The organism is Bradyrhizobium sp. DOA9, assembly GCF_000617845.2.
GTDB lineage: Bacteria > Pseudomonadota > Alphaproteobacteria > Rhizobiales > Xanthobacteraceae > Bradyrhizobium.
In genome coordinates this window covers 5,887,616-5,902,472 of record NZ_DF820425.1, presented here as the reverse complement: position 1 = coordinate 5,902,472, position 14,857 = coordinate 5,887,616, and the positions used below count along the sequence as shown (strand labels likewise).

Below are 14,857 nucleotides of genomic sequence, written 5' to 3'. Positions count from 1 at the left end.
CATGGGCGGAGCCGACGCGCGGATCGTCCGCAACACCGCTCTGCTGATTCTGGCGCTGGTGGCCCTGCGTCTCGTCGCGGCCGCGGTCACGCCGATCACGTTCGACGAAGCCTATTACTGGATGTGGTCGAAGAGCCTCGCCGGGGGCTACTACGACCACCCGCCGATGGTCGCTTATGTGATCCGTGCCGGCACCATGATCGCCGGCGATACCGAGCTCGGCGTCCGCCTCGTCTCGATCCTGCTGGCGCTGCCGATGAGCTATGCGGTCTACCGCTCCGCCGCGATCCTGTTCGGCGGCGCGCGCGTGGCCGCGACCAGCGCCATCCTGCTCAACGTGACGCTGCTGGCCTCCGTCGGCACGCTGATCGTCACGCCCGATGCGCCCTTGCTGGCTGCCTCCAGCTTCGTGCTGTTCTTCCTCGCCAAGGTGCTGGAGACCGGCCGTGGCGTCTGGTGGCTTGCGGTCGGGGTGGCGGTCGGCGCGGCGCTGCTGTCGAAATACACCGCGATGTTCTTCGGGCCGGCGATCCTGATCTGGCTCGCGTCCGTGCCGAAGCTGCGGCGCTGGTTTCTCTCGCCCTGGCCCTATCTCGGCGGCCTCGTCGCCCTGGCGCTGTTCTCGCCGGTGATCCTCTGGAATGCGGACCATCAATGGGTCTCGTTCACAAAGCAGCTCGGCCGCGCCAGGATCGAGGATTTCCGTCCCGTCTTCATCGCCGAGCTGGTCCCGACCCAGATCGCGTTCGCAACGCCGCTGGTCTTCATCCTCGGCGCGATGGGCCTGCACGCGCTGACCTGGCAGCGCACCGGCGCGCTGGCCTCGCGCGTCCTGATCGAGGCGATGTTCTGGACCATCGTCGCCTATTTCGTCTGGCATTCGCTGCATGCGCGCGTCGAGGCCAATTGGTTCGCGCCGGTTTATCCGCCCTTCGTCATTGCTGCGGCAGTCGCCGCCAACCTCGCGGAGTGGAAGCCGCGCCAGCGGCGCCTCGTCGACTTCTGCCTGCGCTGGGCCGCGCCCGTGGGCATCGTCATGTTCGCAGCCCTGATCGTGCAGGCCAATACCGGCTGGTTGTCCGGATATCGCCGCGATGCCACCGTGCGCAGTGTCGGTGTCGGCTGGCGCGAGCTTGCGGCGGAGATCGAAGCGGTGCGCGCGCGCAGTGGCGCGACTTGTGTGCTCGCGCAGGATTACGGCACCACGAGCTGGCTGGCATTCTATCTGCCGCGCGGCACCTGCGTCGCGCAGCAAAATCAGCGCATCCGCTGGGTCAACATGGCCGAGCCCGATCCCAAGCTGCTCGCCGGCAAGCTGCTCTATGTCGACGAGCTGCGCGCCGACGGACATCCCGCCCTCAATGCTCTCTTCGCGAAGGTGACGCAGGTGGCGCAGTTGCAGCGCAAGCGCGGGCCGCTCGTGGTCGAGACCTACGGCATCGATCTGCTCGAGGGCGCCAAAGGCGAGGTGCTGGATCGCTCGCCGCCGCCGGAAGCGCGGTAGCGGGCCCACACTCCGCCGTCGTCCCCGCGTTCGCGAGGACGACGATGAAGAGTTGGGGACAGCAATGGCTACTCAGCCGATCATCTCGGCCTTGGCCGCATCCTGGTCCGTCCCGTCGCGATCGCGCCAGAACCAGACGGTCACGACGCCGGAGCGGCCGCGAACCCGGGCGAGCAGGGGGCCGGACAGAACGCCGCCGGGAGCGCCCTGGAAGCCGGCGGCTTCCAGCAGCGTATCGCTCAGCGCGAGCCGCGCACCGTGCTGGGCGGCAACCTCCATCAGCCGGCTCGCCACGTTGACGGTGTCGCCGGTCGCGGTGATGTGCTGATGGCTTTCGCCGAGCCGGGAGGCGACGATCTCGCCGCAATGCGCGCCGATCTTGAAGCCGAGTTGTCCTGCGATCGCCGGCGGCAGCGAGGCGATCCAGCGCTCGGCGCCACGATGCAGTTCGATCGCGCATGTCAGCGCGCGCGTCGCGTCATCGGGCATGGCGCGCGGAAGCCCGAACAGGATCATGGCGCCGTCGCCGAGAAAGCCGGTGATCATGCCGCCGCAATCGACCGCCGTCTTGTCGATCAGTGCGTGAAATGCCTTCAGAAGATCCCTGAGCTCGTCCGGATCAATCCGCTCGCTCAGACCGGTAAAGCCCGAGAGATCGATGAAGACCACGGCGGCATCCTGCCGGACCGGCCTCGACAGGAAGTCCGGGTCGCGCGCCAGCCACTCCTGCACCGCCGGCGCCTGGAATTGCGCAAGCGACCTGCTCTTGGCGGCGAAATATTGCGTGCGGCGGCTTCCGGCCCATAGCTGCACGCCGGCAAAGACGGCGACCGGCGGCACCGCCGCGGCAAGCGTGGTCGCAGCGTTCAGCCAGACGCCGTGCGTGAACGCAAGCAGGTTGAGCCCGGCCCAGGCCATCATCACTGCGGCCGCCGCCATGATGCCGAGCGCGCTACGCCGCCAGGCGAGCAGGCCGACCAGCAGCATCGGCAGCAGGATCGCAGTGAGCGCCTCGGTGATGCGGACCCTGCGGTCGCGCAGGATGCCGTCGCCGGCGACGAGATGGGTGATCGCGGTCGAGATCACCTCGACACCGGGCATAAGGGAGTCGAACGGCGTGGGAAAGAAATCGCCGCCGCCGGCGACCGAGGCGCCGATCACGACGATCCGGTTCTCGATCGCGGCGCGATCGAGCGTGCCGTCGAAGATGCTCTGCGCGCTGACGGTGCGGATCGTACGGCGCGGGCCGTAATAGGTGATCGGCAGTGCGAAATCGCTGTCGGTCGGCACCACGCGCTCACCCAGTCTCAGATGGTCCGGGGCGACCGTCAGCGGCTCGTCGAGGGCGCGGGCGGCCACGCGCAAGGGGAACGACAACTCGACCTTGTCGCGCGTCCGGAACAGCATCGGCACCGAGAGCGGCGAGCCGGATTGTCCTGTCGCGACGTTGACGACACCGACCTCGGCGTGATCGGCGAATGCGGGCAGGGGCTGCAGGAAGCGTTCGGCCTGCGGCAGAACGGCGAGGGGGCCGTCTTCACTGCCGGGTGTCACGGTTTCGCTGTCGGAGGGGAAGATCGCCGCGGCGGCAAGCACCATGGGGCCGGTGGCCAGCGTATTCGCCAGCGTGGCATCCCCGATCGCAGCGCTGCGGTCGACCAGCAGGAGATCGATTGCGACGACCTTCGGCTTGAACTGCACGATGGTGTCGACGACGCGGGCGAGGTCGGCGCGCGGCAGCGGATAACTGCCGCCGCGCTTCACGACGGTGTCGTCGATCGCGACGATGGTGACGAGATCGGGCGGGCGCTGCACGCCGCGGATCTGCGTCCGCCAGTCCGTCAGCGTGGCTTCGAGGCGGTCGAGAAAGCGCAAACGGCCGTTGGCGTGCGCGGCATAGATGCCCGCGCCCCACAGCGCGGTGAGGACGAGTGCCACCAGGATCTGAACGCGTCGGCTGCGCATGCGGTCGTCTTGCAATCCTGTTGTCCAAATTTCACGGGCCGGCCTTGTCGACCCGGGCTCATTGCCCAAGCCTTATTGCCCAAGCCTTGCCATCAGCGCATCGACGCGCGGCTGGCCCCATGTCTTGACGGTCAGAGGGCCGGTTGCCTCGACATCGACGCCTTCGCCGGGGCCGAGCACGACGGCGCGTCCACGAGCCCTGCGGCTCACGCCCACCCGGCCGTCTGCGACGAACACCGAGGTCTTGGCCTCGGCGACATCGACCGCCCATTTCGTGCCGCGCACTGCGGCGATGGCTTGCGGCGTCAGCACCTTGAAGGGATTGCCGCGCGGTTTCTTGGGCACCTCGATCAGCAGCGCTTTGCTGCTCAACTCGACGGAGTCTATATGTCCGTCGCGGTTGGCGTCCTTTAGTTCAAATCTGGCGCCATTTTCCGCAACGATGGTGATGCCGCTGTCGCAGCGCCAGACCTGGGTGCCCGCGGCCGCCGGCGATGCCGTGCAGCCGGCATTGGCAGCAGGCTGTGCGCTCGCAAACCCGATCGACAAAGATGACCACACCAGGGCGCAAAGCCCGGCGCGCGAAAAGCCCCTCATGCCAGCCTCCGTTAAAATGCTCGGCAGCGTTCAAGGCGAAGCGATACGGTGCCGTATCACAGGCAGAGACTGCTGAAAAGTGCCGAGGTAGGGAGCTACTTTCTCGTGACGGCGATTTCCAGACCGGGGCGATCAACTTTCGATCACGGCGCCGTGGCGCATGACCGCTCTGTGCGCGATGTGTGATGTGGGCGGCTCGGCCGCCATGGCACCGACAGCCGCGCTGCCGCTTGGGCGGAGCGGGCGCAGCACACCAGCCCCGTGCAATGCTTCCCCGTTATCCTTCGGGCATCGAGGGCCACGAAAACGACTTGGTTGGATGGCCTTGGAGAGGTCGCTCAAGGCGCCCTCCGAAGGCGCCGATCCGGCCGAGAAAGATGGTTAACAGATGCGACTAAGTCCGTAATTATGCGGCCTTTTTCCCAGAATGAGACAGCGTTAACGAGTTGCCTCATATCGGCCTGAACTTAATCCGCATTTAACTAAAAGTCGCCTTAATGACGCTCCGACCCTCTGCGAGATGCTGTTCCCGGATCGTGACCAGCGGCACTTTGAAGGGGGACCGAGTGACACCGTCCTGGACGCAAGGCGAATGAGTACGAGTATCGCTGCGCAGAGTAACGCGGCACGGAAGTCCAAGAATTTCTCGAAGACCAATTCGCGGAAATCTTCCCGGAAAATGGCCACGACCAACTGGCTTGGCGCCGCGGCGATCGGCTGCGTCGTGATGGGCGCCGCCTGGACCATCCACAGCAACATTTTCGGCGCGAGCGTCTATCCGACGCTCGGCAGCCGCTACGACGAGCCGGTGATCAAGCGCGCGCCCAGGGTGGCGCTGCGCGAGGCCGGCGAGGCCATCAAGGAAACTTTTGCGCTGCTGCCCGACCGGCTCCAGGTCGCAGCTCCGATCTCGCGCGAGATGTTCAACGAGCGCTTTGCGGCGGCCGCAACGCAAGGCGTGCCGTCGAATGCCGCAAGTGCCGCACCCGCAACGCAAGCTGTTGCGGTAGCCAAAGACGCTCCGAAGCAGGGCGTGATCGCCAAGGTCGCGGAGGCGCTCAAGCCGGCAGCCAAGGGCGCCGACAACACCGCGGACAAGGCCAAGCGCGCGCCGGCTGCCCAGCTGCAACTCGCCTCGGCCGACCCGGCCGAGATCGTGCCGGCGCCCGAAGCCAAGCAAAAATCCTTCGCCGACCGCGCCAAGGCCGCAGTGATGTCGATCACCGCTCCGCGCCAGTCGATGGTGGAGAAGCTCTGGGGCAAGCGCGAAGCGTCCGGCGGGCTGCTGGCCTACGCCTCGGCCGATGCCAGCATCACTGCGTCCATCGCGCCGAAGGAGCAGAACCCGATGTTCGGCGGCGCGCCGCCCTATGAGCGGGACACCGCGGTCTACGACATCACGGCCAAGATGGTGTATCTGCCCGACGGCACCAGGCTCGAGGCGCATTCCGGCCTTGGCGCCAACCGCGACGATCCGGACTCGCGCCGCCTGCGCATGCGCGGCGTGACGCCGCCGCACATCTATACGCTGAAGCCGCGCGAGGCGCTGTTCCACGGCGTGCCGGCGCTGCGCCTCACCCCGATCGGCGGCGAGAGCGCGATCTACGGCCGTGACGGCCTGCTCGCTCACACCTTCATGCTCGGGCCGAACGGGGATTCCAACGGCTGCGTGTCGTTCAAGGATTATTACGCGTTCCTCGACGCGTACCGCAACAAGGGCATCCGCAAGCTCGCGGTGCTGTCGCGGGTCGAGTGAAGCGCTCCGCGCGTCGCATCGGGCTCCCCCTTTCTGCTTCCGGCATGGCCCGGCTAGACCGCTGTCGATCCGAAATGGATTGAGGCGGTCGCCGCGCGATCCTCGGACGTCGGTCCGGGTCAGGAGCCATGTCGATCCACGGCGGGTTTCAGGCGCTTGTGGAAGAACGCGATGATCTCGTCCCGGGCGGTAAGCGTTGGCTGCCCTATCTCATCGACGAGATGGACCGTGACGACGCTGTGGGGTGTCTTGACGAACTGCTCGAAGAACGGCGGCTTGGGTCCGCTATTCGCGGCCGTGTCGGGCAGAACGCGGCCGATGAAGCGCTCGCCGAGCGCGGCTTGATAGGCAGCGAACCGTTCGGCTCGGCAGAACGAATCCCCTGCAAACCGGTAGGCGAGGACCGTCAGGTCTTCTCGTTCCAGCCTTGAACGTATCTGCGCCAGTTCGTCGGCAGAGCTCTCGATGCCGCCAGGATTGTCCAGCGGGAGCGACGGCTGGGATACAACGGGCGCCCGCAGCACCGGCTCCAGCATCATGTTGATCGCGAAGTTGCCCGTGAAGCACATGCCGATCGCGCCGACGCCGAGCCCTCCGCTTTCCTCATGCGCGAGCCTGGCGAGCGCGCGCAACCAGTTCGACACGGGGCTCGATGCTCCGCCGCCAAGCGCGCGAAATTCGGCGCTCACGCATGCGCGCCGGAAAACGCCGGCCGCGGTCTCGGCGTCGGGAACATCGCCATCCTTTCCAAACAGCGAAGGCATGTAGACCCGGAAGCCCGCATCACGAACCCAGCGAGCGAAGCGCGCGACGTGAGGGCTGATGCCCGGCATCTCGGTCATGACGATGACGGCCGGTCCGTCTCCTGCAACGTGGACCGGCTTTGTCGCCCCTTCCAAAGTGAGAACCCGCTGGTTGAAATCGGACAGGTCGTCAGGCTTCAGCAGCACATCGCTCATGTTGTCCACCGCAAAAAGATTGGACAAACGGTATGTCCCGGGCATTTACTCCGACAAGTGTCAAAAATGACATTAATCGGGTCTATTTTGCCATGCTGCGCGTTGACGTTCTCGTCCTGGAAGGGGCCTCGGCGGCCAGCGTCGCCATCACCTTCGAATTGATCGGAGTAGCCAACGGCATTCGTGCAAAGGCCGGGCGTCCGCCCTGCTTCGACGTGAGAATTTCCGGCTCCGGGGCAAGATGGGCTGCGAGGCTCGCAAGGATGTCCTCCAAGCAAGCCGCCGGCAGACCTGCGGACGTGGTGATCGTCCCCGGACTGGCATGGATAGACGAGCAACTCATTCGCGATGGATTACAGCGGCGGGACGCCGAAGCGGCCAGGAAAACTCTGCAAGTGGCCTTTCGATCCGGAGCCGAAATCGCAAGCTCATGTTCAGCCGTATTTCTGGTCGCGAGCGCCGGGCTGCTCGACGCTCGCCGCGCGACCACGACCTGGTGGCTCGCGCCGCTGTTTCGGACTCTGTTTCCGAAGGTGATGCTCGACACGGACGCGATCGTGCTGACCGACGGGCGCGTCACGACCGCCGGCGCGGCGATGGCCCAACTCGACCTCGTGCTCTCGATCATTGCGCGCCATGCCGGACCTGACCTCGCCGACAGCTGCGCACGGTTTCTGTTGCTGGACCAAAGGCAGTCGCAGTCGCGCTACATGGCGCTATCCTTTCTTGCTGCTGCAGACGAACGGGTTTCTCGCGCCGAGCGCTGGGCCCGCGCGCGGCTGCACCGGACCTTTTCAATCCCCGAGCTCGCGAAAGCCGTAGGACTGGGGGCGCGCACATTTGCGCGTCGTTGCGAGCGTGCCACCGGTCTCTCGCCGGTGAGATTCGTTCAGAAGTTGCGCCTGGACAAGGCGATGGAACTGCTGGAGACCACACGGCTCGGCTTGGACGAGATCGCGGAGAAGGTCGGGTATGCCGACCCCTCTACGCTTCGTAAGCTCCTGCATCGGGAGAATTCTGCTGGTGCGCGGGCCGCGCGCGCCAGCCGCCGGCAAGAGAATGGCGCGGTGCCCGCGAGGTCACCTGTACGGCGCCGGCGGCGTGCGGCCGACGCCGGCAGGAAAGGCTCGAGGACGGCTTGAGGTCCACGGCCTCTCACCTCGGATGAAGGCCCGGAAGCGCGTGTTCAGAGCGCAATCAATGAATCGCCATTGCGCGTCAGTCCCTGCAGCAGCGTGGCGCCCCCTTCAGGTCAGTGCGTCGCTCTGCGCGATGATCGCGAAGCGATCCGACAATTCGGCCAGCGCGACCTCGTGGATCATTCTCGCCGGGAGCGTGCCGCCGCGCCCGTCGGGAAGATCGCGCGTGGCGCAGGCGTCGGCCGCGATCGTCGTGCGCAGGCCGAGATCGAGCGCGGCGCGGGCGGTCGAAGACACGCACATATGCGTCATGAACCCCGCAAGCACGATGTTCTTGCGCGCCGTCGCGGCCAAGCGGGTCTGCAGATCCGTGCCGGCGAAGGCATTCGGCAGCGCCTTCTCGATCACGGGCTCGGTTGCGAGCGGCGTCAGGCGCTCGACGATCGCGCCGCGCGCCGCCTCGCGGTCGAACAGGCCGCCGGCGCGGCCCTTGTGTGCGACGTGGAAGATCGCAGCTCCGCTCTCCCGTGCGCGCGCGAGCAGGCGCGCAGCGGCGGCGATCGCCGCTTGCGCATCGGGCAAAGCGAGCGGGCCGGCGCAATATTCGTTCTGGATGTCGATCAGAACGAGGCATGTCTCGCCGAGCTTGGGCGGATCGAGATCGGCGCCGGCGAGTTCGAGCAGCGTCTTTGGAGCGGTCATGCTGTCAGGCTTTCGTGAATTCGGATGCCTCGACATTAGCGCGGCCGCAGCCTGCCATTGTGCAGGACTATTGCAGCTCCTGGCTGCAAATTTGCAGGCAGGGGCGGGGCCTGCTAGGCTCGCCCCGATGAACTGGGACGATCTGCGCATCATCGCCGCGGTCAGGGACGAGGGCACCTATGCCGGCGCCAGCGCGCGGCTGCGCATCGACGAGACCACCGTCGGCCGCAGGCTTGCGCGCATCCAGCGTGATCTCGGCGTGAAGCTGTTCGATGCGGTGGACGGCGTGCGGCGGCCGACGCGCCAGTGCGAGGCGGTGCTCGCGCATATCGGTGCGATGGCCGCGCATGCCGCGGCGATCGACCGCATCAAGGAGAGTCAGACAGGCCCGGTCGGGCGGCTGCGCATCGCCTCGACCAATGCGGTTGCCGAAGAGCTGCTGGCGCCGCATGCCAGCAGCTTCCTGCGCGATCATCCGGGGCTGACGCTGCAATTCCTCACCGCGAGCGGCAACGTCAAATTCTCGCGCTGGCAGGCCGATCTCGCCATCCGCCTGCGCAAGCCGGAGAAAGGAGACTTCACCATCTCCAAGCTCGGCGACGTCAGGCTGTACTTCTTCGAGCCTGCGGACCGTGGCGGCAGCGAGCCCCTTGCGTGCGTCTATCCGGACGAGCTCGACGCCATCCCGGAAGCGCAGTTCTTGCGAGCGAAGCGGCTGACCAACGTGCGCTGCGTCACCGACAACGTCCGCATCATCCGCACCATGATCCAGTCGCGTCAGGCCATCGGCGTGCTGCCCGAGCACAGCTGCGCAGCCCTGCTCGCCGACCGCAGCCTGCGCGCCACCCTGCTGCCGAAGCGCCGCGACGTCTGGCTGCTCGTGCAGAACCACCTCAAGCGCGATCCGGCGACACGCGTGACGATCGAATGGGTGAGGGCGTGCTTCCAGGACGTCTCGCGCGAGTGATGTCGCATATCGCCGCGATCATCGCGCGACGCCGTGCAAGCTGCGACGAAAAAACTTCAGCCGCCCCCTTGCAAGGCGGACGTGCCTGGTCTATTAGCGCCGTCCTTCGCTAGGCCATGGGTTCGGGCTCGCTGAGATCCCGACTGGCGCGGACCGGTCTTGCCGGTTTCGTGTTCCGCCGAATGAAGCAGAAACGCAGGACGTAGCTCATGGAGAGCGTCGGGCTGAACACCCGAAGGCATCGGTTCGATTCCGGTCTCTTGCACAAAGGATAGCTTAGTTTGGTAGAGCAGATGATTGTGGTTCATCCCGTCGCGGGTTCGAATCCCGCTCCAGCGCTCCGTTTCAGCCTGATAAGCTGATACCTCTGACGAGGACCGGACGCGCGCTTCAGTCGCGGTCCGGCCGTTTTGCCGCAAGGCTTTCCGTCCGAACCCAGACACTGTGAGACCGGCTTTGCGCCGCGGGTAGATACCGCTTGCGCCGATGCCGGGTGGCTCCGCACGGCCGCGCGACAGGCGTCGCGCGATCGCGCGCGTGCGCCCGTCGTCATGCAAGCTCAAGCCCCGGCCCGCCGATTTCGCGGGAAGCGTCGTCCGCGTCCTCACGTCCTTTGCGAATGAAACCTGTCGTCCGGCATCCGGCCGGGCGCAAATGTAAGGAGGCGTGCCATGACCTTGAACAAGCGCTGGCACTTGCTGATGCTGAACGTGACGGTGAAGGATGGCGAGCGGGCGTTGCTGACGCGCAACGGGCAGCTCGTGCGCGTGCTCGCGCCCGGCAAGCACCGCCTGTTCGATCCCCTGCACGAGCTGAAGGCCGAGGTGCTCGACGTAGTCCGCAGCGAATTTCCTGCGGAGCGCTACGCGGTGCTGAAGGCCGCGCGGCCCGATCTTGCCGCCGAGCTGTTCGAGGCGGTCGAGACCAGGGCGGACGAGATCGCCATCGTCAGCCTCGACGGCCGGCCCGTGCATCTGATGACGCCCTGGCAGGTGCGCGTCTATTGGAAGGTCGCGACGCGCGTCGATGTCGAGCGCATCGATGTGTCGGCTGATCCCAAGGTCAGCGCGCGGCATCTGGCCATGATCGAGCGCAACCGCTCGGCGGTGACGTCGGAGACGGTGGTCGAGAACCACGAGGCGGGCCTGCTCTATGTCGAGGGCCGGCTCGTGGAGCGGCTCGCGCCCGGCCGGCACGCCTTCTGGACCGTCGGCCGCAAGATCGAGGTGAAGCGCCTCGACCTGCGGCCCCAGGCGGTCGAGATCACCGCGCAGGAGATGCTGACGAAGGATCGCATCGCGCTGCGGGTGACGCTGACGGCGTTCCGCAAGGTGGTCGATCCCGAGCGCACGGTTGCGACCGTGCCCGACGTGGATGCGTGGCTGTACCGCCTGGTGCAGTTCGCGATCCGCGAGGCGGTCGCCGGCCGGACGCTGGACGAGGTGCTGTCGGCGAAGGCGGCGCTGGATGCGGAGCTGCGCGACTATGTACGTGCGCGTGTCGCAGAGTCCGGTGTCGAGGTGACCGAGCTCGGCGTCAAGGACGTGATCCTGCCCGGCGAGATCCGGGAGCTGGTGAACAAGGTGGTGGAGGCGGAGCGGGTCGCGAAGGCGAATCTGATCCGCCGGCAGGAGGAGACCGCGGCGACGCGCTCGCTCCTGAACACCGCCCGCCTGATGGAGGAGAACCCCCTGCTGCTGCGGCTCAAGGAGCTGGAGTCGCTGGAGCGGCTGGTCGAGAAGGTCGGCCGCATCGACCTCCATGCCGGCCACAGTGAGGGCCTCGATGCCCTCCTGACCCGGCTCGTGCGCCTGAAGGCGCCCGAGAGTGCATGAACCGAAGGGCCGCCCACGGGCGGCCCTTCACATCGGCGTTGCCGCCGTCTGCGATGAACGCGATCGGCGCGCGGCGCGACCAATTTGAGCTCGTCAGGGATTGAGCGCGCTCGCAGGTTGCGTCATCCTGGGGCCGCAACGTCTTGATCAGGAAGGCCCATGACCGTTCTTCAGGAATCGATCCGCGACTCGGCGCGACCCAGCGACTGGAAGGCGATCGTCGTCCTGATCCTCATGATCCCGGTGCTGTGGTCGCCGGTGATCCTGCTTCGCTTCGTCCTGTATCAGCCCTTCAACATTCCGTCCGGTTCGATGACACCGGCGCTGATGGTCGGCGACTACGTCTTGGCCGCGAAATATCCTTACGGGTATGGCCGCTATTCACTCCCTTTCGCATCGTCCTGGATCTCGGGCCGCATCCTCGCCGCCGATCCCGAATACGGGGATATCGTCGTGTTCCGGACGGCGAAGGACGTTTCGACGGACTACGTCAAGCGCGTCGTCGGCCTGCCCGGGGACCGCATCCAGATGCGGCAGGGCCGGCTCATCATCAACGACCGTCCGGTGACCCGCGTCGCGCTGGAGGCGATACCGGCCGGCGAGGCCTGCGGCGTCGACGACCGCGCGACCGTCAAGCGCTGGCGCGAGACGCTGCCGAGCGGCGCGTCCCATGTGACCTATGACTGCCTCGACAACGGCTATCTCGACAACACAGACGTCTTCACGGTGCCGCCGGGCCACCTCTTCGTGCTCGGCGACAACCGCGACAATTCCACCGACAGCCGCATGCCGACGTTCGGCTTCGTGCCGATGGACAATCTCATCGGCAAGGTGACGCGGATCTACTGGTCCCTCGACGAAGACGGCGAGCCGCGCTTCGAGCGGATCGGCAAGGTGGAGTGAGCCAAGGCCGTCATTCCGGGGCGCGCCCCGGAATGACGAGTGGAAAGAGCCTGTCCCAAAACAAAAACCCCGGCATCGCTGCCGGGGTTTCGTCGTTCTTGATGTGGCTCGACCTTAGAAATCCATGCCGCCCATGCCGCCGCCCGGGGGCATCGCGGGGCCGGCGCCGCCCTTCTTGGGCAGTTCGGCGACCATGGCTTCCGTGGTGATCAGGAGCGCGGCCACCGAGGCTGCGTTCTGGATCGCGGTGCGGACCACCTTGGTCGGGTCGATGATGCCCTTTTTGACGAGGTCGGCATATTCGCCGGTCTGGGAGTCGAAGCCGTAATTGTAGGCCTTGTTCTCCAGGATCTTGCCGACGATCACCGAGCCGTCTTCACCGGCATTCATTGCGATCTGGCGGGCTGGCTCCGCCAAAGCCCGCATCACGATGCCAAAGCCCGCCCTGACGTCGGCATTGTGTAGGTCGGATCTGCGCCGCGGCGGGCGCTTGCGTTCGGATTGCCGCGCCTTTCGAAAGTTCAGGATCATGTCCGTCAGTAGCTCGATCAATTCTGACTCGAGGCTCCCCGGAAGTTTCAGTTGGCGGATATGGTGAAAGAAGAAGTCCGGATAGATGAACGGGCTGTCGGAGTTCAGCAATTGCTCGATCGATTCGAATATCTCGATCAAGAGGTCGTTGTTCAGCAGGTCCTGCCTGCGGAGTAACTTTCCAAGCTCGTGTCTGCCCGACATCGCCGCGTCAGACAGGCTTTCCGGTTCTTTTTCCGCGACGTCCAGGTTGCGGATTACCGCCTGTCGCGCCCGGAGCAGGGCGACGCCGCCGCCCGGGACGATGCCTTCTTCCACGGCCGCGCGGGTCGCATGCATTGCGTCATCAACGCGATCCTTGCGCTCCTTCACCTCGACCTCGGTCGCACCGCCGACGCGGATCACCGCGACGCCGCCGGCGAGCTTGGCGAGACGCTCCTGGAGCTTCTCACGGTCGTAGTCCGAGGTGGTCTCCTCGATCTGTGCCTTGATCTGGGCCACGCGCGCCTCGATGTCGGCCTTCTTGCCGGCGCCGTTGACGATCGTGGTGTTCTCCTTGTCGATCATCACCTTCTTGGCGCGACCGAGCATGTTGAGCGTGACGTTCTCGAGCTTGATGCCCAGATCTTCCGAGATCGCCTGGCCGCCGGTCAGGATCGCGATGTCCTGCAGCATGGCCTTGCGACGGTCGCCGAAGCCCGGAGCCTTGACGGCCGCGACCTTCAGGCCGCCGCGCAGGCGGTTCACGACCAGGGTCGCAAGCGCCTCGCCTTCGACGTCCTCGGCGACGATGACCAGCGGCTTGCCGGTCTGCACCACGGCCTCGAGCAGCGGCAGCAGCTCGTTCAGCGAGGAGAGCTTCTTCTCGTTGATGAGGATGTAGGCGTCATCCATCTCGACGCGCATCTTGTCGGCGTTGGTGACGAAGTAGGGCGAGATGTAGCCGCGGTCGAACTGCATGCCCTCGACCACGTCGAGCTCGGTCTCGAGCGACTTGGCTTCCTCGACGGTGATGACGCCCTCGTTGCCGACCTTCTTCATGGCGTCGGCGAGGAACTTGCCGATCTCGGCATCGCCGTTGGCCGAGATGGTGCCGACCTGGGCGATCTCGTCGTTCGAGGTGACCTTCTTCGAGTTCTTCTCGAGGTCGGCAACGACGGCTTCGACCGCGAGGTCGATACCGCGCTTGAGGTCCATCGGGTTCATGCCGGCGGCGACCGACTTGGCGCCTTCCTTCACTATCGCCTGGGCGAGCACGGTGGCGGTGGTGGTGCCGTCGCCGGCCGCATCAGCGGACTTGGAGGCGACTTCGCGCACCATCTGCGCGCCCATGTTCTCGAACTTGTCGTCGAGCTCGATCTCCTTGGCGACGGTGACGCCGTCCTTGGTGATGCGGGGAGCGCCGAACGACTTGTCGAGCACGACGTTGCGGCCCTTCGGACCGAGCGTGACCTTCACCGCGTTGGCGAGAATGTCGACGCCGCGCAGCATGCGTGCACGGGCGTCGCTGCCAAATCTGATATCTTTTGCGGACATTCGATTACCGTGAAATTCAAGCCGGCAAGGTCACTGCCGCGCGGGTATATGCAATGTTCATCAGGCGCAGCCTCGATATGGAGGAGAGCCTCGCCTGATCGCAAACGATGTCGACGCGTACCAGTCGCTCGTCGATACCGGTGCGGACGAGTCTGTCCTTCAAGGCCATCGCTTTTACGAGCGTTTCCTGCATGGCTGCATTCTGGGCAACGACGAATATCTCGAAGCCCAAGGCTGGCAGGACCTTGGTATTCAGCGCCATCAGCCTGTTGCTGAAATTGCGAAACTGTTCGGAGAAATATCGTTCATGCTGCGGATTCAGATACTCGCTTGACACGAGGCAGCCCACACATTGCGAGATGGCTTGATCGGCAACTTGGTCGTGGTTCTGACAGACGATCGATACGGAAAATTGCTTCTTGGAGAAGTCCGAATTCAGTAGCTCTTTCTTCGTGGACATTCC

At 65.7% G+C, this 14,857-nt stretch carries 12 protein-coding genes and 2 tRNA genes; 8 read left to right on the top strand and 6 right to left on the bottom strand.

Going from position 1 to position 14,857, the window contains the following annotated elements; all coding sequences use genetic code 11:
• The first annotated feature begins 1 nt into the window (after position 1).
• Complete coding sequence (locus BDOA9_RS27815) at positions 2-1,504, top strand: glycosyltransferase family 39 protein (RefSeq protein ID WP_025037219.1); 1,503 nt, start codon at positions 2-4, stop codon at positions 1,502-1,504.
• Positions 1,505-1,576: 72 nt separating this feature from the next.
• Here BDOA9_RS27815 and BDOA9_RS27810 read toward each other — a convergent pair whose 3' ends face one another.
• Both BDOA9_RS27810 and BDOA9_RS27805 read right to left on the bottom strand, forming a co-directional pair.
• Positions 1,577-3,469, bottom strand: coding sequence for a CHASE2 domain-containing protein (locus BDOA9_RS27810; RefSeq protein WP_025037218.1), 1,893 nt, complete (start codon positions 3,467-3,469; stop codon positions 1,577-1,579).
• 72 nt (positions 3,470-3,541) lie between these two features.
• Entirely contained in the window at positions 3,542-4,066 is a 525-nt protein-coding gene (locus tag BDOA9_RS27805; RefSeq protein ID WP_025037217.1) for a FecR domain-containing protein, read from the bottom strand.
• A 679-nt stretch (positions 4,067-4,745) separates the two neighbouring features.
• Here BDOA9_RS27805 and BDOA9_RS27800 point away from each other — a divergent pair.
• The gene (locus tag BDOA9_RS27800) at positions 4,746-5,822 is read left to right on the top strand and encodes a DUF2778 domain-containing protein (protein WP_025037216.1); all 1,077 of its coding nucleotides are present in this window, start codon (positions 4,746-4,748) and stop codon (positions 5,820-5,822) included.
• Positions 5,823-5,941: 119 nt separating this feature from the next.
• On the opposite strand, the gene BDOA9_RS27795 is transcribed toward BDOA9_RS27800, so the two are convergent.
• Positions 5,942-6,808, bottom strand: a complete 867-nt coding sequence (locus tag BDOA9_RS27795; RefSeq protein WP_244521534.1) for a dienelactone hydrolase family protein — start codon at positions 6,806-6,808, stop codon at positions 5,942-5,944.
• 5 nt (positions 6,809-6,813) lie between these two features.
• On the opposite strand from BDOA9_RS27795, the gene BDOA9_RS27790 reads away from it, so the two are divergent.
• Positions 6,814-7,923 (top strand): GlxA family transcriptional regulator, encoded by a 1,110-nt coding sequence (locus BDOA9_RS27790; RefSeq protein WP_082847879.1) that lies wholly within the window; start codon positions 6,814-6,816, stop codon positions 7,921-7,923.
• 105 nt (positions 7,924-8,028) lie between these two features.
• On the opposite strand, the gene BDOA9_RS27785 is transcribed toward BDOA9_RS27790, so the two are convergent.
• Positions 8,029-8,622 (bottom strand): cysteine hydrolase family protein, encoded by a 594-nt coding sequence (locus BDOA9_RS27785; protein ID WP_025037213.1) that lies wholly within the window; start codon positions 8,620-8,622, stop codon positions 8,029-8,031.
• Positions 8,623-8,749: 127 nt separating this feature from the next.
• Here BDOA9_RS27785 and BDOA9_RS27780 point away from each other — a divergent pair, with 127 nt between their 5' ends.
• The 5 genes from BDOA9_RS27780 to lepB all read left to right on the top strand — a co-directional run bounded on the left by BDOA9_RS27780 (position 8,750) and on the right by lepB (position 12,327).
• Positions 8,750-9,589 (top strand): LysR family transcriptional regulator, encoded by an 840-nt coding sequence (locus BDOA9_RS27780; RefSeq protein WP_025037212.1) that lies wholly within the window; start codon positions 8,750-8,752, stop codon positions 9,587-9,589.
• Between the two features lie 195 nt (positions 9,590-9,784).
• Positions 9,785-9,854 (top strand) — tRNA-Phe (locus BDOA9_RS27775).
• A 4-nt stretch (positions 9,855-9,858) separates the two neighbouring features.
• A tRNA-His gene (locus tag BDOA9_RS27770) sits at positions 9,859-9,924 on the top strand.
• 336 nt (positions 9,925-10,260) lie between these two features.
• A complete protein-coding gene (locus tag BDOA9_RS27765) occupies positions 10,261-11,424 on the top strand; it encodes a slipin family protein (RefSeq protein ID WP_042336796.1) in 1,164 nt (387 codons plus the stop codon).
• A 159-nt stretch (positions 11,425-11,583) separates the two neighbouring features.
• Positions 11,584-12,327: a signal peptidase I gene (gene lepB, locus BDOA9_RS27760; protein ID WP_025037210.1), complete on the top strand. Its 744-nt coding sequence runs from the start codon at positions 11,584-11,586 to the stop codon at positions 12,325-12,327.
• Between the two features lie 114 nt (positions 12,328-12,441).
• Here lepB and groL read toward each other — a convergent pair whose 3' ends face one another.
• Both groL and BDOA9_RS27750 read right to left on the bottom strand, forming a co-directional pair.
• Positions 12,442-14,394, bottom strand: a complete 1,953-nt coding sequence (groL, locus tag BDOA9_RS39520; protein ID WP_025037209.1) for a chaperonin GroEL — start codon at positions 14,392-14,394, stop codon at positions 12,442-12,444.
• A gap of 16 nt (positions 14,395-14,410) precedes the next feature.
• Positions 14,411-14,854: a hypothetical protein gene (locus BDOA9_RS27750; RefSeq protein ID WP_042336795.1), complete on the bottom strand. Its 444-nt coding sequence runs from the start codon at positions 14,852-14,854 to the stop codon at positions 14,411-14,413.
• Positions 14,855-14,857: the final 3 nt, after the last annotated feature.